Source organism: Mesocricetibacter intestinalis (genome assembly GCF_004363295.1).
GTDB classification, from domain to species: domain Bacteria; phylum Pseudomonadota; class Gammaproteobacteria; order Enterobacterales; family Pasteurellaceae; genus Mesocricetibacter; species Mesocricetibacter intestinalis.
The window spans coordinates 17,328-42,187 of the sequence record NZ_SNYQ01000002.1 but is presented as its reverse complement, the minus strand read 5'-3'; the positions used below and the strand labels follow the sequence as shown (position 1 = coordinate 42,187).

At 42.3% G+C, this 24,860-nt stretch carries 23 protein-coding genes and 1 pseudogene; 12 read left to right on the top strand and 12 right to left on the bottom strand.

What is annotated here, in order from left to right; genetic code table 11:
- Positions 1-65 precede the first annotated feature (65 nt).
- Entirely contained in the window at positions 66-1,163 is a 1,098-nt protein-coding gene (locus tag EDC45_RS03005) for an extracellular solute-binding protein (protein ID WP_133543334.1), read from the top strand.
- A gap of 214 nt (positions 1,164-1,377) precedes the next feature.
- Here EDC45_RS03005 and serS read toward each other — a convergent pair whose 3' ends face one another.
- Positions 1,378-2,670 (bottom strand): serine--tRNA ligase, encoded by a 1,293-nt coding sequence (gene serS, locus EDC45_RS03000; protein ID WP_133543332.1) that lies wholly within the window; start codon positions 2,668-2,670, stop codon positions 1,378-1,380.
- Between the two features lie 360 nt (positions 2,671-3,030).
- Here serS and EDC45_RS02995 point away from each other — a divergent pair, with 360 nt between their 5' ends.
- The gene (locus EDC45_RS02995) at positions 3,031-4,995 is read left to right on the top strand and encodes a site-specific recombinase (RefSeq protein ID WP_133543330.1); all 1,965 of its coding nucleotides are present in this window, start codon (positions 3,031-3,033) and stop codon (positions 4,993-4,995) included.
- Positions 4,996-5,148: 153 nt separating this feature from the next.
- Entirely contained in the window at positions 5,149-6,816 is a 1,668-nt protein-coding gene (locus EDC45_RS02990; RefSeq protein ID WP_133543327.1) for an anaerobic C4-dicarboxylate transporter, read from the top strand.
- A 157-nt stretch (positions 6,817-6,973) separates the two neighbouring features.
- On the opposite strand, the gene aroA is transcribed toward EDC45_RS02990, so the two are convergent.
- The 4 genes from aroA to serC form a co-directional block, all read right to left on the bottom strand.
- A complete protein-coding gene (gene aroA, locus EDC45_RS02985; protein WP_133543325.1) occupies positions 6,974-8,293 on the bottom strand; it encodes a 3-phosphoshikimate 1-carboxyvinyltransferase in 1,320 nt (439 codons plus the stop codon).
- Positions 8,294-8,434: 141 nt separating this feature from the next.
- Complete coding sequence (gene tpx / locus EDC45_RS02980) at positions 8,435-8,932, bottom strand: thiol peroxidase (RefSeq protein ID WP_133543323.1); 498 nt, start codon at positions 8,930-8,932, stop codon at positions 8,435-8,437.
- A gap of 18 nt (positions 8,933-8,950) precedes the next feature.
- Positions 8,951-10,060, bottom strand: a complete 1,110-nt coding sequence (gene hisC / locus EDC45_RS02975; RefSeq protein WP_133543321.1) for a histidinol-phosphate transaminase — start codon at positions 10,058-10,060, stop codon at positions 8,951-8,953.
- 68 nt (positions 10,061-10,128) lie between these two features.
- Positions 10,129-11,214: a 3-phosphoserine/phosphohydroxythreonine transaminase gene (gene serC / locus EDC45_RS02970; RefSeq protein ID WP_133543319.1), complete on the bottom strand. Its 1,086-nt coding sequence runs from the start codon at positions 11,212-11,214 to the stop codon at positions 10,129-10,131.
- A gap of 246 nt (positions 11,215-11,460) precedes the next feature.
- On the opposite strand from serC, the gene EDC45_RS02965 reads away from it, so the two are divergent.
- Both EDC45_RS02965 and EDC45_RS02960 read left to right on the top strand, forming a co-directional pair.
- Entirely contained in the window at positions 11,461-11,805 is a 345-nt protein-coding gene (locus EDC45_RS02965; protein ID WP_133543317.1) for a DUF496 family protein, read from the top strand.
- 104 nt (positions 11,806-11,909) lie between these two features.
- Positions 11,910-12,290, top strand: coding sequence for a hypothetical protein (locus tag EDC45_RS02960; RefSeq protein ID WP_133543315.1), 381 nt, complete (start codon positions 11,910-11,912; stop codon positions 12,288-12,290).
- Between the two features lie 20 nt (positions 12,291-12,310).
- On the opposite strand, the gene EDC45_RS02955 is transcribed toward EDC45_RS02960, so the two are convergent.
- The 5 genes and pseudogenes from EDC45_RS02955 to EDC45_RS02935 all read right to left on the bottom strand — a co-directional run bounded on the left by EDC45_RS02955 (position 12,311) and on the right by EDC45_RS02935 (position 17,170).
- Positions 12,311-12,733 (bottom strand): hypothetical protein, encoded by a 423-nt coding sequence (locus EDC45_RS02955; protein ID WP_133543900.1) that lies wholly within the window; start codon positions 12,731-12,733, stop codon positions 12,311-12,313.
- Positions 12,734-12,741: 8 nt separating this feature from the next.
- A pseudogene (locus EDC45_RS02950) lies at positions 12,742-13,593 on the bottom strand (IS1595 family transposase); the annotation flags it as partial.
- 607 nt (positions 13,594-14,200) lie between these two features.
- Positions 14,201-15,982, bottom strand: a complete 1,782-nt coding sequence (locus tag EDC45_RS02945) for a DUF2326 domain-containing protein (protein ID WP_133543311.1) — start codon at positions 15,980-15,982, stop codon at positions 14,201-14,203.
- On the bottom strand, positions 15,979-16,224 hold the full coding sequence (locus EDC45_RS02940; protein ID WP_243728755.1) for an ABC-three component system middle component 8: 246 nt from the start codon (positions 16,222-16,224) through the stop codon (positions 15,979-15,981). Before EDC45_RS02940 ends, EDC45_RS02945 begins: the two co-directional genes overlap by 4 nt.
- Positions 16,205-17,170: an ABC-three component system protein gene (locus EDC45_RS02935; RefSeq protein ID WP_133543309.1), complete on the bottom strand. Its 966-nt coding sequence runs from the start codon at positions 17,168-17,170 to the stop codon at positions 16,205-16,207. The genes EDC45_RS02940 and EDC45_RS02935 overlap by 20 nt, the downstream gene beginning before the upstream one ends.
- 428 nt (positions 17,171-17,598) lie before the next feature.
- Between EDC45_RS02935 and EDC45_RS02930 the strand changes: the two genes are divergently transcribed.
- Complete coding sequence (locus EDC45_RS02930; protein ID WP_133543307.1) at positions 17,599-17,949, top strand: hypothetical protein; 351 nt, start codon at positions 17,599-17,601, stop codon at positions 17,947-17,949.
- Positions 17,950-18,127: 178 nt separating this feature from the next.
- On the opposite strand, the gene grpE is transcribed toward EDC45_RS02930, so the two are convergent.
- Positions 18,128-18,730, bottom strand: a complete 603-nt coding sequence (grpE, locus tag EDC45_RS02925) for a nucleotide exchange factor GrpE (protein ID WP_133543897.1) — start codon at positions 18,728-18,730, stop codon at positions 18,128-18,130.
- A 140-nt stretch (positions 18,731-18,870) separates the two neighbouring features.
- Between grpE and EDC45_RS02920 the strand changes: the two genes are divergently transcribed.
- Both EDC45_RS02920 and recN read left to right on the top strand, forming a co-directional pair.
- Positions 18,871-19,782 (top strand): NAD(+) kinase, encoded by a 912-nt coding sequence (locus tag EDC45_RS02920; protein ID WP_133543305.1) that lies wholly within the window; start codon positions 18,871-18,873, stop codon positions 19,780-19,782.
- 77 nt (positions 19,783-19,859) lie between these two features.
- Positions 19,860-21,536, top strand: coding sequence for a DNA repair protein RecN (recN, locus tag EDC45_RS02915; protein ID WP_133543303.1), 1,677 nt, complete (start codon positions 19,860-19,862; stop codon positions 21,534-21,536).
- Positions 21,537-21,782: 246 nt separating this feature from the next.
- On the opposite strand, the gene EDC45_RS02910 is transcribed toward recN, so the two are convergent.
- Positions 21,783-22,454 (bottom strand): OmpW/AlkL family protein, encoded by a 672-nt coding sequence (locus EDC45_RS02910; protein WP_133543301.1) that lies wholly within the window; start codon positions 22,452-22,454, stop codon positions 21,783-21,785.
- 264 nt (positions 22,455-22,718) lie between these two features.
- On the opposite strand from EDC45_RS02910, the gene EDC45_RS02905 reads away from it, so the two are divergent.
- Genes EDC45_RS02905 through EDC45_RS02890 form a run of 4 tightly spaced genes read left to right on the top strand, consistent with a single transcriptional unit; the run spans position 22,719 to position 24,829 of the window.
- The gene (locus EDC45_RS02905; RefSeq protein WP_133543299.1) at positions 22,719-23,486 is read left to right on the top strand and encodes a hypothetical protein; all 768 of its coding nucleotides are present in this window, start codon (positions 22,719-22,721) and stop codon (positions 23,484-23,486) included.
- Between the two features lies 1 nt (position 23,487).
- On the top strand, positions 23,488-24,036 hold the full coding sequence (locus EDC45_RS02900; RefSeq protein ID WP_133543297.1) for a septation protein A: 549 nt from the start codon (positions 23,488-23,490) through the stop codon (positions 24,034-24,036).
- A 2-nt stretch (positions 24,037-24,038) separates the two neighbouring features.
- Complete coding sequence (gene yciA, locus EDC45_RS02895; protein WP_133543295.1) at positions 24,039-24,512, top strand: acyl-CoA thioester hydrolase YciA; 474 nt, start codon at positions 24,039-24,041, stop codon at positions 24,510-24,512.
- A 20-nt stretch (positions 24,513-24,532) separates the two neighbouring features.
- Complete coding sequence (locus tag EDC45_RS02890; protein ID WP_133543895.1) at positions 24,533-24,829, top strand: YciI family protein; 297 nt, start codon at positions 24,533-24,535, stop codon at positions 24,827-24,829.
- The last annotated feature ends 31 nt before the right edge of the window (positions 24,830-24,860 follow it).

Sequence of the window (24,860 nt, the reverse complement as noted above, 5' to 3'; positions counted from 1 at the left end):
CGTTTTTCTAAGCCCGGATATGATACGGGCGGATATCTTTTATTCATCAACAGGAGATGATCTCAATGAAAAAATTAGCAGGTCTTTTCGCTGCAAGTCTTATTACCGTCGCTGTAGCCGGCTGTAACGACAAAGAAAGCAAAACAGCTGAAACAAAATCCCCGGAAGCTGCGACTGCACCGGCGAACGATACTGTGTATCTTTATACCTGGACGGAATACGTACCGGACGGGCTATTAGATGAATTTACCAAAGAAACCGGAATTAAGGTTATTGTTTCCAGCCTGGAATCTAACGAAACCATGTATGCGAAACTAAAAACCCAAGGTGCCGACGGCGGTTATGACGTTATTGCACCGTCCAACTACTTCGTTTCCAAAATGGCACGCGAAGGCATGTTGAAAGAGTTGGATCACAGCAAATTACCGGTTATCAAAGAATTGGATCCCGACTGGCTGGATAAACCTTATGATAAAGGCAATAAATACTCCTTGCCGCAACTGCTGGGCGCGCCGGGTATTGCATTTAATACCCAGAGCTACAAAGGCTCCGACTTCACTGCCTGGGGCGATTTATGGAAACCTGAATATGCGGGTAAAGTACAGTTACTTGACGATGCGCGCGAAGTCTTTAATATCGCCTTATTAAAACTGGGCAAAAATCCGAATACTACGGATCCCGCCGAAATAAAAGCGGCATACGAAGAGTTACTGAAACTGCGTCCGAACGTATTGTCCTTTAACTCCGACAATCCGGCCAATTCCTTTATTTCCGGTGAAGTGGAACTCGGTCAGCTATGGAACGGTTCGGTTCGTATCGCTAAAAAAGAACAACCGGGCGTTATCGATATGGTATTCCCGAAAGAGGGACCAGTTTTATGGGTTGATACCTTAGCAATTCCTGCCACCTCTAAAAACCCTGAGGGCGCACATAAGCTGATTAACTATCTGTTAGGTGCGAAAACCGCTGAAAAATTGACCCTGGAAATTGGCTATCCGACCTCTAACCTGGAAGCGAAAAAACATCTTCCGACGGAAATTACCGCTGACGAGGCCATTTATCCAAATGCGGAAGTGCTGAAAAACAGCTACTGGCAGGACGATGTGGGCGAAGCTATCGAACTGTACGAAAAATATTATCAAGAGCTGAAAGCGGCGAAATAAACATAATACCCATACACAAACCGTACTTAACAGTACGGTTTTTTTCTCCCTTTTTTCCGCCTATAAGCGCAAAAAAACCGGGTATAAAACCCGGTTTAAAATAAGTTGTGCGAACTTTATAAGACTAAAAAAACTCTGCTAAAAACGACCGCACTTTATGGCTTTTCTATGTATTTTCTACTTTACAAGGTCTTTTCACATTGTTCAGCGAGCATTATTTTCCAATCACTTCCGTGCCGCCCATATAAGGACGCAGTACCTCCGGCACGGTTACGGAACCGTCCGCATTCTGGTAGTTTTCCAATACCGCCACCAGAGTTCTGCCTACCGCCAGTCCGGAGCCGTTTAAGGTGTGCAGCAGACGCGGTTTTTTATCTCCCTTGGCACGATACCGAGCCTGCATACGACGAGCCTGGAAATCCCACATATTGGAACATGAAGAAATCTCGCGATAGGTATTCTGTGCAGGTACCCAAACTTCCAAATCATAGGTTTTACAAGAACCGAATCCCATATCACCGGTACAGAGCAACACCTTACGATAAGGTAGATTCAGCAGGCGCAATACCTTTTCCGCATGGGCGGTTAATTCTTCCAATGCCTGCATAGATTTTTCCGGTTCGACAATCTGCACCAGTTCCACTTTATCAAACTGATGCATTCGAATCAGCCCGCGCGTATCACGTCCGTAAGAACCTGCTTCGGAACGGAAACAAGGAGTATGGGCCGTCATTTTCAACGGCAGCTGCTCCGCCTCTAAGATTTCACTGCGCACCAGGTTGGTTACCGGCACTTCCGCCGTCGGAATCAGTGCGTAGGGTACTTCCCCTTCCAACGGCTTAGTATGGAATAAATCCTCTCCGAATTTCGGTAATTGTCCGGTACCGTACAGGGTTGCATGATTAACTAAATAAGGCACATAGGTTTCGAGATAGCCGTGCTGTTGCGTATGCAAATCCAACATAAACTGAGCCAATGCGCGGTGCATTTTGGCAATTTGTCCTTTCATTACGGCAAATCTGGCCCCGCTCAGCTTCGCACCGGCGGCAAAGTCTAAACCGCCCTGCATGTCTTCGCCTAGACTGACATGATCCTTAATCTCGAAATCAAAGCGACGCGGTTCGCCCCAACGCATAATTTCTTTATTTTCGGAATCATCTTTACCCAGAGGAACTTCGTCCGCAGGTAAATTCGGTATGCTCAATGCAATTCGGTTAATTTCCTCCAGCACTTCCTCCAACTGCGCTTTCGCCTGATTCAGCTCAATCGCCATATTATCCACTTCGGCCAGTAAAGGGCTGATATCTTCCCCGCGGGCCTTAGCCGCCCCAACCGCTTTCGAACGACTATTACGTTCAGCCTGCAAGCTTTCGGTTTTTACCTGCAAGGATTTACGCGCTTCCTCCAGTTGGGTTAATTTTTCAACGTCTAATTCAAAATTACGTTTTAATCTTAATGTTTCGGCAATTTCCGTGAGATTATTACGGAGTAAATTCGGGTCAATCATAATACTTACCTATGTTGATGATAAAAAATAGCTTTATTCTATATCTTATACGCCCAATAGACCAGTGCAAACAAGCTAAAAGTGCGCAGGAAAAAGCCGCTTTATATTTTTTATCCCTGAAAAAAACAAACAACATCCGGATATAAAATTCGGACGCCCTAAACAGAATAAATCTGCGATAAACCTAGATTTTTATTGATTATAAGTTGATTAATTATTAACAAACTCTAGATTTTTTCAATCTTTTTCTTTACACTGCCTGCCGTTTTCGGCGCCCAGAGCAAGCTGTCTTTTTCTCTGCCACCAATGTAACAGCGTACGGAAACAGTTTATCAAAACTTTAATCTTAATTTCGCACATATGAGCAAAATAAATAAAATTAAACTAAGGCCGTTTTTACTGCAACAGGCAGAAAACGGTAATATTTTCGATTTACTGAATGAATTATGCAAATGGTTGCGTCAGAGTAAATCCGATGATCTGAGCCAAAAGATCAATTCACTGATTAATGAGTTGCAACTGGACGAGGAGTTGGCTAAAAATCTAACCGCCCAACTCTGTCGCTGGCTTTGCGGCTTACGTCTTTACCCTTTGTTTATCAGCAACGGGATTTTTGGGCGCGAAGGCTTCGGACGCGAAATTCGCCAACGCCTGTATGAAAAGTTTAATCCCGAATTTAAAGATACCAATGATCTGCGCGATGTGTTTTTCCTACTGTTCCGTGAGCGTGGTGATCGCCGTTGGTTGGAAAACACGCCGCTCAAATTATGGGTAAAATTGTTGGATTTGCTGCGCAGCTATGCCACTGAAGAAGATAAACAGCGGGTATACCGACATTTACAGGAAGAAGGTCTGTTAGCGGTTAAAATGCTGTCTATCTGGCTTGCTGCCGAAGATCTCGAACCGGAATTAATCCGACTGGAACCGACCATTCTTAATGCAGATTCGCCTTTTGTGGCGCTGAATCAGGAAATTATGAAACTGATTGAAGCCCAGCATAAGGGCAAGGAATTTGACGATGCGCATTTACAGGTAATGTATCAGCAATCATGCGAACAGGTGGAACGTCTGCAAAAACGCGGAGCAATCGCCGGCTCTTCCCTCCATGTAGCTCATTTGCTGGAGCGGTTGAAACAAACCCTGACCCGGCTGGAACTCTTGCTGCAGATTTTTACCCTGCCACGTCTGCCGAGTAATGAAATTTTGTTACTGACCGGCAAACTCGCCGTTGCCTCTGCGGAACAGCATAGTATTACCGATCTCTGGAAAAACAGTCTGGGAATGGTTTCGCGTACTATTACTCAACATACCAGTGATCACGGCGAACATTATATTACCCGGGATAAAAAAGAATATTTCGGTATGTTTTTCTCAGCCGCGGGAGCTGGCATTATTATCGCTTGTATGGCATTACTGAAAATTTATCTGGGCAGTATTATCAGTGATAAGGTCTGGATGGGAATCGCCTCGGGACTCAATTACGGCATCGGCTTTGTCATTATCTTTATGTTGCATTTTACCGTGGCCACCAAGCAGCCGGCAATGACGGCCGCCCGTTTTGCCGAAGCGGTGGGACGCAAACAGGGGCGTAGCGTAAATATGCAACTGGCACAATTATTGGTGGATGTGGTACGCTCGCAAAGTATCGCCGTGCTGGGTAACGTCATTGTGGCCGCCAGTCTTTCCGGCGCTATCGCTTACGGCTATGCCCGTTATACCGGTACGGCCCTGTTAAGCGAAGCGGATATCGAATATCAGCTGCATTCCATTGATCCTACTCAGGGAACCCTGTGGTTTGCCGCTATTGCCGGATTATGGCTGTTCTGTTCGGGCATCATCAGCGGTTTTTTTGATAACCGCAGTAACTACCTGAACTTAAGAATGCGCTTACATTATCACCCTTGTCTGAAACGGGTGGCCAGCTCTAAATTCCGGGCCTGGTTTTCGAATTATGTGCATAAAAACTACGGTTCCATTATGGGGAATCTATGCTTCGGTATGTTGCTCGGTTTAACTGCGGTTTTCGGCTATTTAATCGATTTACCGCTGGATATCCGCCATGTGGCCTTCTCTTCCGCCAACCTGGGCTATGCCACCGTCAGCGGGAATCTCTCGACCGAAGTATTTTTCCTGAATATGGGCTACGTTCTGCTGATCGGCGCAGTAAATTTAATTGTCAGCTTCTCTCTTACCTTATGGATCGCACTACGTTCTTTAGGTACCGAAGTGGACAGTTGGTGTAATATTATTAAATGTATATGCCAGATTATTCGTCAGCGCCCGCTTAGCTTATTTCTTCCTTTCCAGTTGGAAAATAAGAATTAATCCTTATCGGGGCTGTAGGCTCGGCCCCGAACTACCCCATTCTGATTAGCATATTTTGACTTAAAACAAATATTGCGAAATTAGCGCTCATGCCAAAATAAACTTTATGCTAGACTGCGAACAATTTTAAAACAATATAATTTCGGAGTATCTATGGAGTTTTTAACTAATCTGAGTGAAAGCACGCAGTTTATTATTCAGCTGGTCATCGTGCTTATCTGTTTATTTTACGGTGCCAAAAAAGGCGGTATCGCACTGGGTATGCTGGGCGGTGTCGGCCTTATCGTTTTGGTTTTCGGCTTCGGCATCGAACCGGGCAAACCTGCCATTGACGTAATGCTGACCATTCTGGCCGTGGTGGTAACCTCCGCCACCCTACAAGCCAGTGGCGGGCTTGACGTCATGCTGCAAATCGCCGAGAAATTATTACGTAAAAATCCTAAATACGTCAGTATTCTCGCCCCTTTCGTTACCTGCTTCCTAACCATTCTGTGCGGTACCGGACATGTGGTTTATACCATGTTGCCGATTATTTACGATATTGCGATTAAGAATAATATCCGTCCGGAACGTCCGATGGCGGCAAGTTCCATCGCCTCTCAAATGGGGATTATCGCTTCTCCGGTTTCCGTTGCCGTGGTTACCTTAACCACTTTCCTGATTAGCGCTCAGCATCCGATTGCCGGTTTCGACGGTTATCTTGATTTATTAAAAATATCCGTTCCTTCCACTCTTTGTGGGGTGTTGGCAATAGGTATCTTTAGCTGGTTCCGCGGTAAAGATTTGGATAAAGACCCTGTCTTCCAGGAAAAAATTAAAGATCCTGAATTCAAAAAATACGTTTACGGCGATACCGCTTCTCTGTTAGATAAGAAACTGCCGCAATCCAGTTGGAATGCCATGTGGATCTTCTTCGGTGCGATTTTCGTCGTCGCCTTATTAGGTTATTTTAAGGAGCTGCGCCCGTCCTTTGAAAAAAGTGCGCCTGCTCAGGTGGTCGAAGTTTTATCCGGCGATAAAGCGGTGAAAAGCTTTAATGTTAAAGAAGGGAAAATCGTCGCCTTAGCCAAAGAAGGCAAAGTATCTCTGGATATTAAAGATAATAAAGCTAAAACCAAAACCGCTTATGAGGGTCTGGAAATTTATGACGGTTCCGGCAAGCTTATCCAAACTCTTAGCCTGCAGGATAATCAGGTTACCATCAGTAACGGCGATAAAACCGAAACCATACAGAACGCCAGTATTCTGTTGAAGGATAAAGCCAATAAAAAAGTATCCTTAAGTATGGTTCATGTTATTCAGATCTTTATGTTACTGGCGGGCGCGCTGATCGTTATCTTTACCAAAACCGACGCCAGTAAAATCAGTAAAAACGAAATTTTCCGTTCCGGTATGATTGCGTTAGTCGCCGTATTCGGGATTTCTTGGATGGCGGAAACCATGTTTGCGGTACATACCCCAATGATGAAAGCCGCTCTCGGTGATGTGGTGAAAGCTCATCCTTGGACCTATGCGGTAATGTTACTGCTGATTTCCAAATTCGTTAACTCACAGGCTGCGGCACTGGTAGCCTTCGTACCGCTAGCCTTGGGTATAGGCGTGGATCCTGCGATTATTCTGGCCTTCTCCGCCGCCTGCTACGGTTATTATATTTTACCGACTTATCCGAGCGACCTTGCAGCCATTCAGTTCGACCGCTCAGGTACCACTCATATCGGTAAATTCGTAATTAACCACAGCTTTATTATTCCGGGGTTAATCGGGGTAATTACTTCATGTGTCTTCGGTTATCTGTTCACCACAATGTTCGGATATCTGTAGTAGCTCTGATACGAAAATGCCGCCCTTTAAGGCGGCATTTTTTATGTAAAAAATTCAGGGCCATGTACTGCTTCCCTAAATTCAGACAATTTAATTAAGATGCGGATAAATAAAAAACTTTTAATTTTTTGACCGCTCTTTTCCTGCCGACAGCAGCTTATTCGGCAGCGGGAGCGGCAATGCGCGCAAATTCCGCAAAAAAGGTCGGAAAGGTTTTTGCGGTACATTGCGGATCCAGAATCGTAACCGCCGTATCCGATAAGGCGATTAGGGCGAAGCACATTGCCATACGGTGATCATTATAGGTTTCAATTTGGGCATGCCGGAATTGCTCCCTTGCCGGCGGCTGAATACGGATAAAATCCTCGCCCTCCTCCACCGTTGCGCCCACTTTACGTAATTCCGTCGCCATGGCCGCCAGGCGATCCGTTTCTTTTACCCGCCAGTTGTAAATATTACGAATAAGGGTTTCTCCCTCGGCAAATAAAGCGGTGGTGGCAATGGTCATGGCGGCGTCGGGAATATGGTTCATATCCATATCAATCCCTTGCAGTCCGCCCTGTTCGGCTTCAATATAATCTTCGCCCCAATGAATTTTCGCCCCCATTTTTTCCAATACTTCGGCGAACAAGCGATCCCCTTGAATACTGTTTTTCCCCACGCCCTTTACTCGCACTTTACCTTTAATCGCCCCTGCGGCTAAAAAATACGAAGCGGAAGATGCGTCCCCTTCCACTAAAAATTGCTGTGGCGAACGGTAACGCTGGTTTCCCCGTACATAAAAGCGGTGATAATCATGATTTTCCACTTCAACGCCGAAGGTTTTCATCATATTCAGGGTAATATCAATATAGGGTTTGGAGACCAGTTCGCCGCTAATTTCAATTTCCGTATCCGCCGTCGCCATCGGTGCCGCCATTAAAAAAGCGGTCAGAAACTGCGAAGAAACCGAACCATCAATAAGAATCCGACCGCCGCGTAAACCGCAGTTCCGAATCGCCAACGGCGGGTAACCTTCCTGTTCCAGATATTCAATCTCCGCACCGGCTTGACGCAAAGCCTCCACCAAATGGCGAATAGGACGTTCTTTCATTCTCGGTTCGCCGGTCAGTACTATTTCGCTCGCCTGAGCCTCGGGAGCGCTAAGACAAAGCGCCGCAGCTAAAGGGCGCATTGCCGTACCCGCATTGCCCAGAAACAGGCTAAGGCCACTTTCCCATTTGAATGCACCGCCCAATCCCTGTAGCTCGCAACGGGTTTTATCTTCGGACAGTTGGTAATTTACCCCCAACTGTCGTAGCGCATTCAGCATATGGCGCACATCATCGCTATCGAGTAAATTGGTTAAGGTGGTGTTTCCTTCCGCCAGTGCCGCCAGCAATAAGGCTCGGTTCGAGAGACTCTTGGAACCGGGCAGATTAATGCAGCCCTCCACACGGGCGATAGGTTCTAGGGTAATTGAATCGGTTTGTGTCATGCCTGCTCCTTTCCGAGTATAGTAAAAAAATCCGACCGCAGTTTTCAATCTATTGCTCCGGCGCCGGTATTCAGCGAATTCGGATCAAAGGGCATAAAAACGGCGGCATAGTACGCCACCATTCTTAGCCGTCGTTAAAACTTATAATACCGCTAATGCCGCATCATAATCGGGTTCGTTTTTAATTTCGCTCACCAGTTCGCTATGCAGCACCCGGTTATTTTCATCCAGTACGATCACCGCCCGAGCGGTCAGTCCGGCCAAAGGCCCCTCAAGCATATCTACACCTAAAGCCTGATGCGTATCCTTATGGCGGAAGGTGGACAGCGTTTGTACGTTTTCAATGCCTTCGGCACCGCAAAAACGGCTCTGGGCAAAAGGCAGATCGGCGGAAATACAGAGTACGACAGCATTATCCAATGCGGCTGCGCGCTGATTGAAAGTACGTACCGACATGGCGCATACCCCAGTATCAATACTCGGAAAAATATTCAGGACTTTACGCTTAGCCGCAAAGGCCTGTAAAGAAATATCACTGAGATCCGTTGTAGTAAAAGCGATATCTGCAACAAGCGTGCCGATTTGCGGGAAATTGCCTGCGACCTCAACAGGGTTGCCGGCTAAAGTGATCTGGCTCATAAATTCTCCTTAATTCCGTTAAGCTAAACTCAGCACTTTGCTAAGTGCGGTGAAAAAACGCGTATTTTCTTCGGGCAGGCCGATACTAATACGCAAATGCTCCGGCATGCCGTATCCGGCCAGCGGGCGCACAATCACGCCTTCACGCAGTAGCGCCTGATAAATAGGGGCGGCAGGCCGTTTAAAATCAATGGTAATAAAATTGCCCTTAGAAGGGATATATTCCAGCCCGTGCTCATGACAGAACTCTTGGTAGCGCTGCATTTCAACTCGGTTATTGTGCGCCGCTTTTTCCACAAAAGCATCGTCCTGCAAAACCGCCTGCGCCGCAGCCAGAGCAAGGCTGTTACAGTTGAAAGGTTGGCGTACGCGATTCAGTAAAGATGCGATTTCTTCTGCGGATACCGCATAGCCGATACGTAATCCGGCCAGTCCGTAGGCCTTGGAGAAGGTGCGGGAAAGAATAAGATTCGGATAGGATTTTAGCAGAGCAAAAGAATCCACCCGTTCCCGGGCTGCAGTAAATTCCGTGTAAGCTTCGTCCAACACTACGATAATATGCGGCGGCACCTGTGCCAGAAACTCTTCCAGCTGGGCATGGCTCAGGAAATTTCCGGTCGGGTTATTCGGATTGGCAATATAGATCAATTTGGTCTTTTGGTTAATCGCGGCCAGGAATCCCGCCAAATCATGCCCCCAGTCTTGCGCCGGTATTTCTCGGGCTACTGCGTTAATAGCTTTGCTAATCAACGGATAAACGATAAAAGCATATTGCGAAAAAATAATTTCATCGCCTTCCGCCGCAAAGGTATGTGCAATAAGTTCGATTAAGTCATTAGAACCGTTCCCCAGAGTAATTTGCTCTGCCGTTAATCCGAACTTCTGCGCCAGAGCGGCTTTTAACTCAAAACCGTTCGAATCGGGGTAACGGGTCAGCTGTTCCAACTGCATCAGAATCGCTTGTTTGGCACTTTCAGGGAAACCGAAAGGGTTTTCATTGGAAGCCAGTTTGACAATGTCGCCAACATTATCGATACCCAGTTCCCTTGCCAATTCTTCAATGGGCTTTCCCGCCTGATAAGGGGAAAGCGACTGTACGCCTTTATTGGCGATATCGGAATATTTCATATTTTAACCGCTCTTTTAATCTGTTATGCAATAAGGCTACCTCAAAGGGCGCGCTTTGTTATTTTCGCTCAGGAATTTTCCCGTTCGAATAGGCGCATAAATTCAACCAGTTTTTCCACCCCTTCCGGCGGCATTGCATTATAGATAGAAGCGCGCATACCGCCCAGCACCTTATGCCCTTTGAGCGCCTGCAAACCGGCGGCCGTTGCTTCCGCTACGAATTTTGCATTTAGCCCATCATCACCGGTGCTAAAGGTTACGTTCATCAGGGAACGATTTTGCGGAGCTACCTGATTATGATAGAAATTCGTTTGTGCCAAATAGTCGTATAAGAGTTTCGCCTTATGGGCATTGCGTTGGGACACCGCCTCTAAGCCGCCCTGAGCCAGTAAGTCCTTAAATACCAGCGAACACAAATACCAAGCGAATGTCGGCGGCGTATTAATCATGGAGTCGGCTTTGGCCTGCACCTCGTAATTCCAGATAGAAGGCGTTTCTTTACGCGCATGGCCGATAAGATCCTCGCGCACGATAACAATGGTTATCCCCGCCGGGCCTAAATTTTTTTGCGCACCGGCATAAATCAGCCCGAACTTGCTGATATCGATTTTTCGCGACAGAATATCCGAGGACATATCCGCCACCAGCACGCCGTTACCAACATTAGGCACCTCAAAAATTTCAACCCCGCTGATGGTTTCGTTACTGCAATAATGTACATAATCATATTGTTCGGCGATATCGCTGAAATCGGTTCGTGCGATACTCAGCTTTCCTTCCTTTTCCTGCAGGATATTGATTTCATCAATCTGACAAAAATTACGGGCTTCCTTCGCCGCCGTAGCCGACCAATGTCCGCTGTTCAAATACAGAGCCTTTCCTTTGCTGCCTATTAAATTCATCGGAATAGCGGCAAACTGACCGCGTGCGCCGCCCTGTAAAAATAAAATTTTATAGTTATCCGGAATATGGTACAGATTGCGCAAATCTTTATCCGCCTGAGCCGCCAATTCAACGAAATACTTACCGCGGTGGCTGACTTCCATTACCGAAGTGCCTTGATTTTGCCAGTTTAACAATTCTGCCTGCGCCTGTGCCAATACCGCCGGTGCGATCATTGCCGGCCCCGCACTGAAATTAAATATCTGAGTCATGCTTTTGCTTCCTATATTATAATAATGAATTGCGAATAATCGGGATTATGCGCCGCCGCTATCCGCCGTTTCTGAAAAACGATGTTTTAAGTTTTATCACCTTGCTTCGGGCTAAGCAATGAATTTCCTTCATTTCGCTGAAAAAATTTGCTCCGCACCGGAAAAAAGCGCTTAACGCTTTGACGAGCAGATGAAAAACGGCTACATTGTGTGAAACTTTTTAACTTAATCAATAGAGAGAAAAACATGGAAAACGTAAACAAACAATCATTTCAAGACGTTTTAGAATATGTGCGTTTATATCGTCTGAGAAATAAATTGCTGCGCGAAATCGGCGATAATGATCGTAAAATCCGCGACAATCAGAAACGCGTGCTGCTACTGGATAATTTAAATCAGTATATTACTGACGATATGAGCGTCGCCGATATCCGTGCCATTATCGAAAATATGCACGACGATTACGAAGGCCGAGTTGATGATTATATGATTAAAAATGCCGAACTCTCTAAGCAGCGTCGCGAAATCAAAGCGAGAATGAAAGAACAGAATAAAGCCCATGCTGCGTTATTGATCAAAAAAGGCGCCTGATACGCGGGAAAATCTCGGTATTATGTAGCAGTTGCACAAAGATTTAGCCGATTAAAAGTCTTAAAATCCTCATTGAAATTTTAACTCAATGGGGATTTTTAATTATGGCGCAAAAGCTGTCAAAGCACGAGCTGGTCGAAAGGTTGCTGCTACTGAAGGAAAAGCAAGCATTACTTGCTAAACAGGTTGATACCTTAACGCAAGAAATTGACGAACTGACTTTGCCTTTTATGCCTAAGCCACCTAAAGATCCACCTCTGTTTACTATGCCGTTAGTGGCAAAGGTTTTGAGGGAATATGGCGATTGGATGATGTGCGGGGAAATCGCAGAAGCCGTGCTGAAATTACAAGGTCAGCCACAATTTGTTGATGTGGGCGATAAGCATTATAAGATTGTAAAAAGAATGCTGCGACGGTTAGCAAAGAAAGGATTGGTTCAGTGTGGTGGTATTCATTGGCGGTTAAAATCACTTAAACCTAAATGATAAATAGCGGTGCAATACCGCTATTTTGTTCTCCATTGCCAAAGCATCTCTCTACGGCTGATTTGTGTTCGGGTGAGCCAATTCCTTTGGTAAAACTCATTGAGTTGTTTACGGACGGAATCTAGATGTTTTTCGGTAGGTGTCGCTTGATTTTGTTCAATCTCAAAAATCCGTTGGGTGAGGTCGGCGATGGTAAAGCCTTTGTTGGGTTCATTGCGTAGGATTTGAACAAGGTATTTGCGGATTTTGCCTTTGAATAGCTTACGTTTTTGGCGGTAGGTAAAGTTTTCCGTGTTATAACGGGCAATATCTTCTTCGGCTTTCATTAATGCAATGGCTTTTTGAACGGTGGTAATTTTAACGTCTAATAAAGTGAGATGTTCCAATACCTGTTTTCGCTCAAATTCAAGGTCTTTAAGTTTTTGGTCTAGTTTATAAGCCATCCGTTTCTCTACTGCCAAATTATTTCTTGGGGAATAATTTTACGTTGCCAGTACCCGCACCATTCGTTGTTTTCGTTGGTGGTATTTAGGTATTTGCTTAGTACATCTTTGAACTGCCAATTATTCGATTTTCTACGATTATCTTCACGGTATGCCGCCTCATTGGCATAGCCCAATAAATAGAGATTGCTCATTTTATGCATTTGTCCGTAGTACATTCGTTTGAAGCGTGAAAAGTAACTTTCAGCCTGATTATTGGTGATGCCTTCATCGTTGCGATATTCCAGTTGGTGATTTACGGAATAAAGGTTGTAGAATGGCATTAAAACAGAATAAGCATTGCTTTCATCCGTATGAATACGCGTGCCACGTTCGATAAACTTGTCGGCAAACTGTTTAACGGTAGATTGGGTTTCGGAGTAGGTAACGAAAACATAAGAACGTTTTGCACCATGATACAAGTGATTTTCCGATTTTTCCTGTTCAGAATAATGCTCACGCGCTACCATTACACAACGTTTATCGGGATTTTGATTTTCTTTTAAGCGATAATCAATGCGGTCTGATTTCTTATTTGCCTTGCGTGGTGCAGGGTGAACGTAAGTGCCGTCCATTTCGACTAAACCCGAAAACTGACGAATTTCCCGTTGTTCAAGAAGTGCTTTACGCAGTTTTTGGGCTAACACATAGGCGGTTTTGTATTGCACACCTAAATCACGGGAAAGTTGTAAGGCGGGAATACCTTTGACTGCATTAACAAACAATGCAATAGCCAATAAATAAGTTTGAATTGACAGCTTACGATTGGCAAAGATTGTACCTGATGTGATAGAAAACGTATGATGGCAACCTTTTACTTTGCATTAAGGACGCAAAATGAGCCTGCAAGCCTAGATAATACCTCAGACATTGATACATTCAATATTTTGTAGGTTTCAACGGCTAAATTAAAGAAAAAAAGTGTTGAACCTTTAATTGAGTAATTAGGAAATGATTGGCTTTCATTGTTAAATATTTCTCAATATCCTAAACAAACACCAATTAACCCAAGCATTAACTGCGCATTAAAAAATGCTTTATCTACACAAGGTGGCAAGAGTAGAGATTTTCCTACATAATAGATTATGCATCATTGATGAAAAACAAAAAGAATGGATTTTTATGATTGAATATAAAGAATATGAAGATTCATTATTTTTTTAACTGATGGTAATGTAATTAATAAACAGCTATACTGTTAATGGTGTAGTGCTTTATTCTTCAGTGTAACAATGATTATATCCGGTCTGTGGTGGATAAGTTGAATTTGAGACCACGAAAATACGTAGCATGGAAAACAGCATTTTGAATGCTATTTTAAAGAATCGTTGCACTTGGTTTGAGAATTCATGAGATAAAAAGAGTTGCTAAAAATATTTAAATAATACTTTTAGCAACCATTTTGTCTACTACGCCTACTTCAATACACTACCAAACAGGCATTTTAAATAAACGACCATTTTGCCCATCGTCGTGCAAAATTAAAACAATCTCTTGTTTGGTAAGTGGTATCGTTAACCCCTGAACTTCTGAATTGATTGTTGTTGCAATAATCTGAATACCCAAATTGCTATACTCTCGCAAAACTTCTAATAATAAATCTTTTTTACGATTATCCAAGCCATCAAATACACCATCAATATAAATAAATTTAGGGAAATTTTTATCAAAATACACTCTTGTAATAGCTAAATCAAAGGCAATACATAAGAATTTCCTATATGTATTTCCTTGGCTTTCATTGGTGTTTTTTCCAGACTCTTGATATTCTGCTCTAAACTCAAAATTACCACTATCGTTTAATGTAACAAATAAAACCCCTTCTTTATTTAAAACTTTATTAATAATCTCATTAAAATAAATGCGAATTTTCGAAAATAAGCTATCTTCACTATCGTTAATATTAGCCAAGTCATCTTCCATTTTATTGCGAATATCATTTAATGATAACTGCAAATCCCTTTGTTCTTTTTTTAATTCTAAGACTTTTTGAATATTTTCTTTCTGTCTTTCAAAATCCAATATTTCCGCTTGAATTAAAGAGATTTCTTGATTTGCTTCTCTAAATTTAACAACCAATTCACTTTCTTTTAAAAAATCAAGTTGGCTGGCTCGTTGCTCATTAAGCTGCATAAGTTGGTTTTGAATGCTGGATAATTCTATTTGACTTTCTTTCAACTCTTGTTTTAAATAAGTATTTCTTTCTTGGGTAATTGCTTGATTAAATGTAATCAATTGTTCAAAATCTTTTTGAATTTGTTCTGGAAATAAAATATTAACCTCATCAAATAATTCTTTAACTTCGTTTGTATTGAATTTTATTTTATTTTCCGAAACGGATTGCTCAATATGATAAATACTATTTTTTAAAGAGTATTCCTTCATATTTAAAGTAATAATTTGATTATCAATTTCTGACACTAAATCTTCAACAGTTTGTCTATCTACTTCACGAAAATTAAAATTTTCAACAAATTCTTTTAGTTTAGAAAGTTCATTTTTTCTAATCACTAAACGACCATCAACTTTACTTAATTCTTCTAAAGCTTTTTTGTCATCGGAAATATTTTGTTCTTTGATTTTTAATTCTAGGTCATTAACTTGCTTGCCAAGTTGATACCGTTGTTTGGCAAGCTCGCCATTGAATCCCAATAAGTCAGCCATATAGGGTTTCCAATCCGCATCTTTACCACGATATTTTTGCAATTGAAATACTTGATAAAAATCATCTTGCATTCTAATGAGATAGCCAATAAGTTGGCGATATTGCCAGCTTTTAATAGCTGTAAAGTTTAATTTACTATCAAGATAAATTTTTGCATTATCAAAAGAAGTTAATTCATACCAAGAATCTTCGGGCAATGATCTATAATCTTGATTTGATGAATTGTGTAAGTAGAAACCAATTTTGGTGTTATTTTCAACACTACGTTTAATGGTTAGATACTCATTTACTGATAACTGAATTTCTAAAAAGAAAATAAAATTATTAAATATTTCTTGATTTTTGAATAAGAATTGCTCTTTATGTCTTTTTGCTAAAAACATAAAATCTAAAAGACGAGCAAGGGTAGTTTTTCCAAGATTATGTGTATCTTTAGTCTTATTTTCAGGATGTCTAATCTCACCATAAATAAAATTTAGCCCCTTGTTAAATATGATAGGACTAAATTTATCTGGTAAATTACTGTACAATTTAGATAGTTTCATTTCTTTTGCTCAACATATTCAATCATATCATTTTTAGCTTGATAATTTATCAAACCAAGTAAAAATAAGAAATTAAGAGCGGGTAAAAATAAATATTCTCCGCTCGTAATTTCTTTTTTAATAAAGCCCAATAATTCTTCATAAGATACGATCTTTGATTTTTTTAGCCGTTTTAATATCAAGAAACTGGCGTAAATCAAAGTTTTATCAGGGTCATTGTGCTTACTCGGACGAATCATCATTTGATTTTCCTATATCACAATTCCAATACATATAAAAGACCATCATTCTTGTTAGCCTAGTATTGGTAGCCAAAATATAGTCTCTATTTGTCAGATATTTTACTAAATCATTAAATATCTCATCAAAATACTCCAACTTTGATTGCATTGGTAGAATATAATTAAATTGAAATTCTTCAACTGTATTTTGATAATGATTTAATAACTCAGTATTTTGTGGGTCATTTAAAAAATCTTTAATATTAAAAACATACTTCATATAGTACTTTTTAAGCTGTTTTGCCATTTCATCAGTCAAGTTATTGAGTTTGTTTTTCTTCTCATAACTCGTCCTAATGATTGGGGATAAATTTTTACCTATGTTTTTATCATCAAACACTTTTGATAAATGACCAATTACCTCTGATAAACTATTAAGATTCAAAGTTGGGGCTATATTTAGTGGTTCTAAATTAATATTTTCCATATTTACGATATAGGGGTAGCGACTCAAATAATAATCTAAATCATCATTACCAAATATCGCAATATTTTCAGGATTTAATCCTGTTTTCTCTGAAATGTAATTAATAATTATTGGTTTTGCTCCACCTGTTAAACTACGATTAGCAAACAACATATAATAGTTAAGTTCCCCATTCTCAACTTTACTTTTAACTTTTATTAATTCTTTTGCAAGAAGATTACTCTTGCCTTCTTCACTATAAAAGTCAGAGTCTGTGTAATGCTTATTTATTCCCGATGTCCATTTAGCCTGAATAATAACCTTTCCGTCCCAAGCCTGTTGTTGGCTTGGATAAAGGTTAGCTTTACCGTCAAATTCCCCATCCCTTCCATCATCACGCCCAACAGAAAAACCTTGAACACCCTGCCCAAGAATTTCTTTACAAATGGCTATAACAAGATTTTCAAAACGAGAGTCATCTAAGTCAAAGTATTGGTACATAACAAAAATTCATTTTTACATTAAATATTAGTTTTATTGTACCAACAATTGGCTATTTTTTGAAATAGATTAGGGGTAGTGAAACAAGAGAGAGGCACTAAAAAATATCTATTTTACAGACCCCTGACAAACCTCTGGACATTTATCTAGTGGTTTGTCAGCGGTCTGAAGCAACTCATCAAAGAGTTGCTTTTTTATTTTGGGAAACTGTTACTAAAGAAAAGCGAATGAAGCTAGTGTTAAATTTGACTGATATTCGTAAACAACCTGCAAAATATGTTGTAAAGAATGATAATAGAAGACAATTCTGGGTGATTAGCGATCTAACTTGCTACATACTACTTATCCCGTTGTTTTGGCAAGGCAATAAAATGCCCGAAGCCCGATTTGGCATCCATTCATTACAAACGACCTAATAAGGAGCAAAAATGAAGCTACATTATGATATGCGGATCTATTTTGAATCTAGTGAGGATTTTGACATTTGTAGATGGGGCGACCATTCCATTTTGGATGATATAAAACGCCATACGGTAAGATGGAATGAGCGGCGTAATATCAACAAATTTTTCGATTTATTGGAAACCAAATTCCCTGCAAAAATAGAGCCGGTCGAACCTCGCTACTCAAAAGCCTACACCCAATACCAAGCACAAAAAAGGCTAAATGAAATTGAAGGTTTAATGCAGTGGGAAAGCGAGGTGATTGTTGACAGAATATTAGTTTACTGCTTAGATAGCGTTGAGATTTATTACCAAAAATGGAATAATCGCCACTAATAAAATGACAGAATTAGCCACAAAAATAAAGGCGACGGAAAGGTCGCCTTACTTTAAAATGAGTTTTGTGCAACTGCTACATAATGCCGCTATTATGCCTGTTTGTTCCTATTGTTATCCTCGGGTTCGGCACAGATTAGCGAATATTTATTCGCCTACCCTTGAGCGGGATAACATATTAGGCAGCCACCATAACCATGGCCGGTCGAATCACACGATCATTTAACAGATAACCTTTCTGTAAAACCACCGTAATCTGATTGGTGTCAAAACCTTCCGTCGGTTGCATGGAAATGGCCTGGTGCAGATCCGGATTAAAGGTTTCGCCGACTTCGCCTACCGCTTTCACACCGAAACGCTCCACTGTCGCCAGTAACTCTTTAAGGGTTAACTCCACACCGTCGAATAAGGCTTTAATACTTTCGTTCTCTTTATCCGCCGGCGTCGCCAAGGCGCGTTCAAGGTTATCGATAGTATTTAAAAGATCCTTTGAAAATTTCTCCAAAGCGAACTTATGAGCCTTCTCCACATCCTGTTCGGCGCGACGTCGGATATTGTCCATTTCCGCACGGGAACGAAGCAAAATATCCTGCTCTTTTTTTGCGGTTTCGGCCAACTGTTCTTCCAGCTCCTGAACACGGGCTATCGCTTCTTCCAAAGCGTCGCTTTCGGCTGCCGGAGTTTCCCCTTCCGCTTCCGCCTGTAGATTCTCAGTCTGTACCTCTTCAGCCTGTACGCTATCCCCGATGTTTTCCTTTTTTTCCTGTTCTTGATTCTGCATTTGTTCCGACATCGTTTTCTCCATGATAAAAAATAATATAAACCGGGCCATTGTAGCAAAGCCGGGCGACAATGTTAATGTTGCTATATTCGCTTTTCTGTGTAATATAAGGGATAAATTTTTTTATTCAAGTCATTATTATGCAAACCCCAAAGGACATTGAAAAAGCCTTACATGCCTCCTTTAAAACCATCGGGCTGGTAGGTCGCCCCCGTGCCGATATTACCTTGCAGATGCATAAAAATATTTTCCACTGGTTACTTGAGCGCGGTTATCAGGTACTGGTGGAAGAAGAAATCGGCCGAGCGCTTAACCTTTCCGTTTCCCATTTGGCTAATCTGGATCAAATCGGCAAACTGGCGCAACTGGCGATAGTTATCGGCGGCGACGGTAATATGCTCGGACACGCGCGGGTACTGTGCAAATACGATATTCCGTTAATCGGCATCAACCGCGGTAATCTGGGCTTTCTGACCGATATAGATCCGAAAAACGCCTATGCCCAGTTACAGGCTTGCCTAAACGGCGAATTCTTTGTTGAAGAACGTTTTCTGCTGCAAGCCAGTATCGAGCGTAACGGTAAAATTATTGCTAGCGGCAATGCCATTAACGAAGCGGTAATACACCCCTCTAAAATCGCTCATATGATCGATTTTCATGTGCATATTGACGGTAAATTCGCCTTTTCACAGCGTTCCGACGGTTTAATTATCGCTACCCCGACCGGCTCCACCGCTTATTCGCTCTCTGCCGGCGGACCTATTCTTACCCCGCAACTCAATGCGATTTCATTGGTTCCTATGTTTCCTCATACTCTATCTTCGCGTCCGCTGGTTATTGACGGCAACAGCAGCATATCGCTGAGCTTCGCCGAATATAATACGCCGCAACTGGAGGTAAATTGCGACAGCCAGCTCCCTTTAAGCTTTTCCAGCGACGATATTGTTAGAGTGGCCAAAAGCCCTTATAAGCTACGCTTGCTGCATTTGCAAAATTACAATTATTACAATGTATTAAGTTCAAAATTAGGCTGGCTGAAAAAATTATTCTAATTTCTTCTCAAAAACCTCTTTACTGTATATAAAATCATATATATACTGATTTGCATACAGTTATCGAGGGGTTTATTATGCTGAGCCAACTGACTATCAATAATTTTGCCATTGTTAAACAGCTGAATATCGAATTAGCGCAGGGAATGTCCGTTATTACCGGAGAAACGGGCGCAGGAAAATCCATTGCCATAGATGCCCTGGGGCTTTGTCTGGGTCAGCGTTCGGAAGCCGGTATGTTACGGGAAGGTCAGGAACGTGCCGATATCTGCGCCACCTTTACCCTTGAAGCCGGCAGCCCGGCGGCAATCTGGCTGCAACAGCAGGAATTACAAGACGCCGATGCGCCGACAGAATGTATCCTGCGCCGAATCATTAACAATGACGGACGTTCAAAAGCCTTTATTAACGGTACGCCGGTTTCCGCCGCCCAATTAAAAGAACTTGGGCAGAATCTAATTCAGGTTAGTGGGCAGCATTCTTCCCAATTACTGTTAAAAAACGAATTTCAGTTGCAGTTGCTGGATAGCTTCTGCCTTAATTCCGATTTATCTCGCCGTATGCAATCCGCCTACCGAAACTGGAAAACATTGCAACAGCAGGTTAAGGCTTTCCATCAGCAATGTGAAGAAAACGAAGCCAGAAAACAATTACTGCAATACCAAGTGGATGAACTGGACGAATTCAATCTACAAGCGACGGAATACGAGGAACTGGAAGAAATCCAGCACCGTCTTTCCAATTGCGAACAGCTGACAATGTTGTCGCAATCGGCCCTACAGATACTAAGCGATAACGAAACCGTTAATGCGGAAAGTCTGCTGTACCGCAGTACAAAATATATTGATGAATTGAACGAACTGGATCCCCGTTACGCCAATATCCAGAATTTGCTACAGGATGCGCTGATTCAGGTTCAGGAAGCCAAAAGCGAAATAGAACACCTTGCCGGAAATATTGAGCAGGATCCCTTGCAGTTACAGGAAGTCGAACAGCGTATGGGACAAGCCTTGCAACTTGCCAGAAAACATAATATAAAACCGGATCAACTCTATGCCTTGCATCAAACCCTAAAACAGGAATTGGCGAACCTCACCGAGTTTTCCGCCAATGAGGAAGAATTATTGGCGCAGGAAAGCCAGGCCCATAACACAATGTTGCAAGCTGCGACCCAGCTCAATGAAAGCCGTCGTGCCGGTGCGGAAAAACTTTCCTCTAGGGTAACCGGCCTAATCAAACAACTTGCTATGGAAAATGCGGAATTTTTTATTGAAGTCAACCATGCCCCGGATAAAGTCGGTGCAAAAGGGGCGGACAGTATTGTGTTTTATCTGCAGAGTAACCCGGGGCAATCCCCTCAGCCCCTTAATAAAACCGCATCGGGCGGCGAATTGTCCCGTATTGCTCTGGCACTGCAAAGTTTAACCAGCGATAAAAGTGCCGTGCCGACCCTGATTTTCGATGAAATTGATGTGGGGATCAGCGGCGCAACGGCAAGTGTTGTCGGTAAACTGCTGCGTAAACTGGGGGAAAAATGTCAGGTAATCTGCGTAACCCACTTACCTCAGGTAGCCTGTCAGGGGCATCATCACTTCAGGGTTGAAAAATCCCTGATTGATGGAAAAACCGAAACAAAAATGACCGCACTTTCTTCTACACAGCGAGTCAAAGCATTAGCCGGGCTGCTCGGCGGTAGCAAAATAACGGATTCCGCCCTTGCCAATGCTCGGGAATTATTGGCTGCGGTAGCCTAATCAATACATAATCCATTAGATTCAATAAACCGATCAAGCAATCGATAGATAAGGCGGATCGGTTTTTTGCTATTCTCTCTGCCGGCAAAAGCGATTAGGCGGATTTTGCCCTATCCTCAAATAAATGAGCAGAAGTATTTCTGCCTAATCATCTGCCTAGCTGTTATCCGCTCGCAACAAAAAAGACTTAGCCGAAAGCTAAGTCTTCTATTAATTGGTTCCTGATAAATTTAATAAAAAATAAAATTAGAAGCGATAAGCTAAACCGGTAAAGAATACAATCGGATCTAATTTAATTTTAACTTCGTGATCGGCATTCAGTGCGCTGAATTGTGCTTTAGTACGAATATGGGTATACCACATTGCGGTGTTGAAGTATAAATTGTCGGTTAATTTAATATCAATACCCGCATTCACTACCGGACCGAAAGAATGTTTCTTCACTTTTAAGTTAGTGATTGCCGGATTGGTTGATTCGGCATCAAAGAAGCGCGTATAGTTTAAACCCGCACCGATATAAGGACGGGAGCCCGCATCTTTATCTAAGAAATAGTACTGAACATACAAGCTTGGAGGTAATTGTTTTAGTTTTACTACATTACCTAAATCATAAAACCCGCCTAATTGAGGATGATCTTTCAATGCAGGAATAGTTGCACTGATTTTATGTGAAAAAGGTGTGGCGGCCAATAATTCCACCCCGAGGTTATCGGTAAACATATAGGTACCGGTTAAACCTAACTGAGCGTTATTATTCACCTCTAAATTAACTTTGGTATCGGTTGTTGTTTTTGATTGAGAGTTTGCAATAACCAATGCGCCGCCGGCACGAACGATAACATCCCCTGCCTGATGCGCGCTGACAGCTCCGCTTAATAGGGCGGCTGAGATACCCACTGCTAATGCTAATTTTTTCATAATGAACTTCCTTAAATAAAACCCTTAAAAAGATTAAGCCTATTTTTGGCTAGAGGGAATATACCACTTTGTAGCTAATTTGTTTGTGATCTGAGTCAAAATTTTAAAAACTAGATTAATTTTAATTTTGCACGGTTTTAAAAATTACCGCTTATTTGATTTAATGGATTTTGATCTACATCAATTTCATCCTTTTTTATGAATTTGAAAATAAAAACGGTATAATAAAACCCATTATAGAAACAGATAGGAATTTGTTGAAATATGCCAATAAACTTTACCCAGATATTTCACAACAGTTGGAATTTCGTCAGGAACGAGAAGCAATTTACCCTGAGTTTCCTTGTTATTTTCGCCCTTACCCTATTGTTGGTAAATCATCTGACTCGGGAATTTCTAGCGCCGGTAATGGACAAAATAAGCCAGGCCGATAATAGCGAGTTGGAGTCGCTCCTACAGCAAGGCCAACAGAGTAAAGGTGCGCTAAGTTATTTATTTAATCAATTCTTGGTACTGTTGGTTTCCAGTTGGGGAATTATTCATATTCATCGTATCAGTCAAAGAAATACGCCGAACCTTATCGGCAGCTTTGCCGTCGTATTAAGCAAACTTGCCGGTATTGTTATATTAAATGTGCTGATTATGTTGCCGATGCTGGCAGCGATGGCCAATTTGCTCCCCCTCATGCTAAGCGGTTCGGGGGCAGTATCTATCGCATTGATTGCCGTTATCCTCGGCATATTTATTTATGTCAGATTATGTCTGGCTCCGCTCAGCTACTTTATCGGCAATAAGCCAATCATGCAGGCTATCCCTTATTTCTGGCGTATCGGTAACAAAAGAACAGGTACCCTATTAATCTATTGCTTGATTGTGCAATTCTTTCTACCTTTTGTCAGTATGCAGTTTTCTTTTCTGGGCCAAATGAATATTCTGCTGGAAATTATTTCCATACTGGCGATATCCTTTATCAACCTGTTTACACTGGTGATTACCTATCGCTTTTACACTTTATTTATTCAGAACCCTTAATATGAAACAACTGCTTGATTTTATTCCTTTAATCTTATTTTTCATTGTTTATAAGCTCTCGGGGATCCGTGAAGCGGCAATTGCCTTAATCATCGCAACGCTACTGCAGACATTGTTTATGGCGATAAAATATCGTAAAGTCGAAAAGCAACAGCTGATCATCAGTGCTGCGGTGGTTATATTCGGCAGCATGACCGCCTATTTCAATCAAGTGGAATATTTGCAATGGAAAGTTACCATCGTATATGCCTTATTCGCGCTGATTTTACTTATCAGCCAGTTTATTTTTAAGGCGCCGCTAATGCGTAAACTGCTGGGCAAAGAAATTCAACTGCCCGATCAAGTATGGAACAGACTGAACTTCGGCTGGGCCTGCTTTTTTATTTTATGTATGCTGATTAATATCTATATCAGCCGTTATCTGTCCGAAGCCGCTTGGGTGGATTTTAAATCCTTCGGTACTATCGGACTAACCTTAGCTGCTACACTTATCACCGGGATCTACATTTATCGTTATCTGGCAAAAGATACGACAAATGATAAGGATTAACTATGACATCAAACTTTATAGATAAACACGGACGCCAGTCTCAAGGTTCACCTTTACTCAGAACCCTGGCCATGCCTTCGGATACCAATGCCAACGGAGATATCTTCGGCGGCTGGATTATGTCGCAGATGGATATGGGCGGTGCCATTCTGGCCAAAGAAATCGCACATGGGCGAGTCGTAACCGTTGCGGTAGAAAGTATGACTTTTATCCGCCCCATTGCCGTCGGCGATGTGGTATGTTGCTACGGACAATGTTTAAAAGTCGGGCGTTCTTCTGTACAGATAAAAATGGAAGTCTGGGTGAAAAAAGTCGCCAGCGAGCCTATCGGCGAGCGTTATTGCGTTACGGAAGCGGTATTTACCTTTGTTGCTGTGGATAAAGAGGGAAAATCGCGCACAATTCCGCGGGAAAATAATCCGGAACTGGAAAAAGCCCTAGCTTCTATTGCCCAACTTCAGCAGCAATCCGATTAATATTGGAGGAAAAAACAATGATGTACTATGTTATTTTTGCACAGGATAAACCCGGTACGCTGGCTCAACGCTTATCCGTTCGTTCCCAACATCTGGCAAGATTAGAGCAGCTACAAGCGGAAGGACGCTTGCTAACCGCCGGCCCGAATCCCGCCGTGGACGATGAAAATCCCGGAGATGCGGGCTTTACCGGTTCCACCCTTATTGCCCGTTTCAATTCTCTGCAGGAAGCTGAACACTGGGCGCAGCAGGATCCCTATGTTAGCGCCGGCGTATATGCCGAAGTTGTGGTTAAACCCTTTAAAAAAGTATTCTAATCCTTAAGGGAAACCATCCCATAGAAGATAA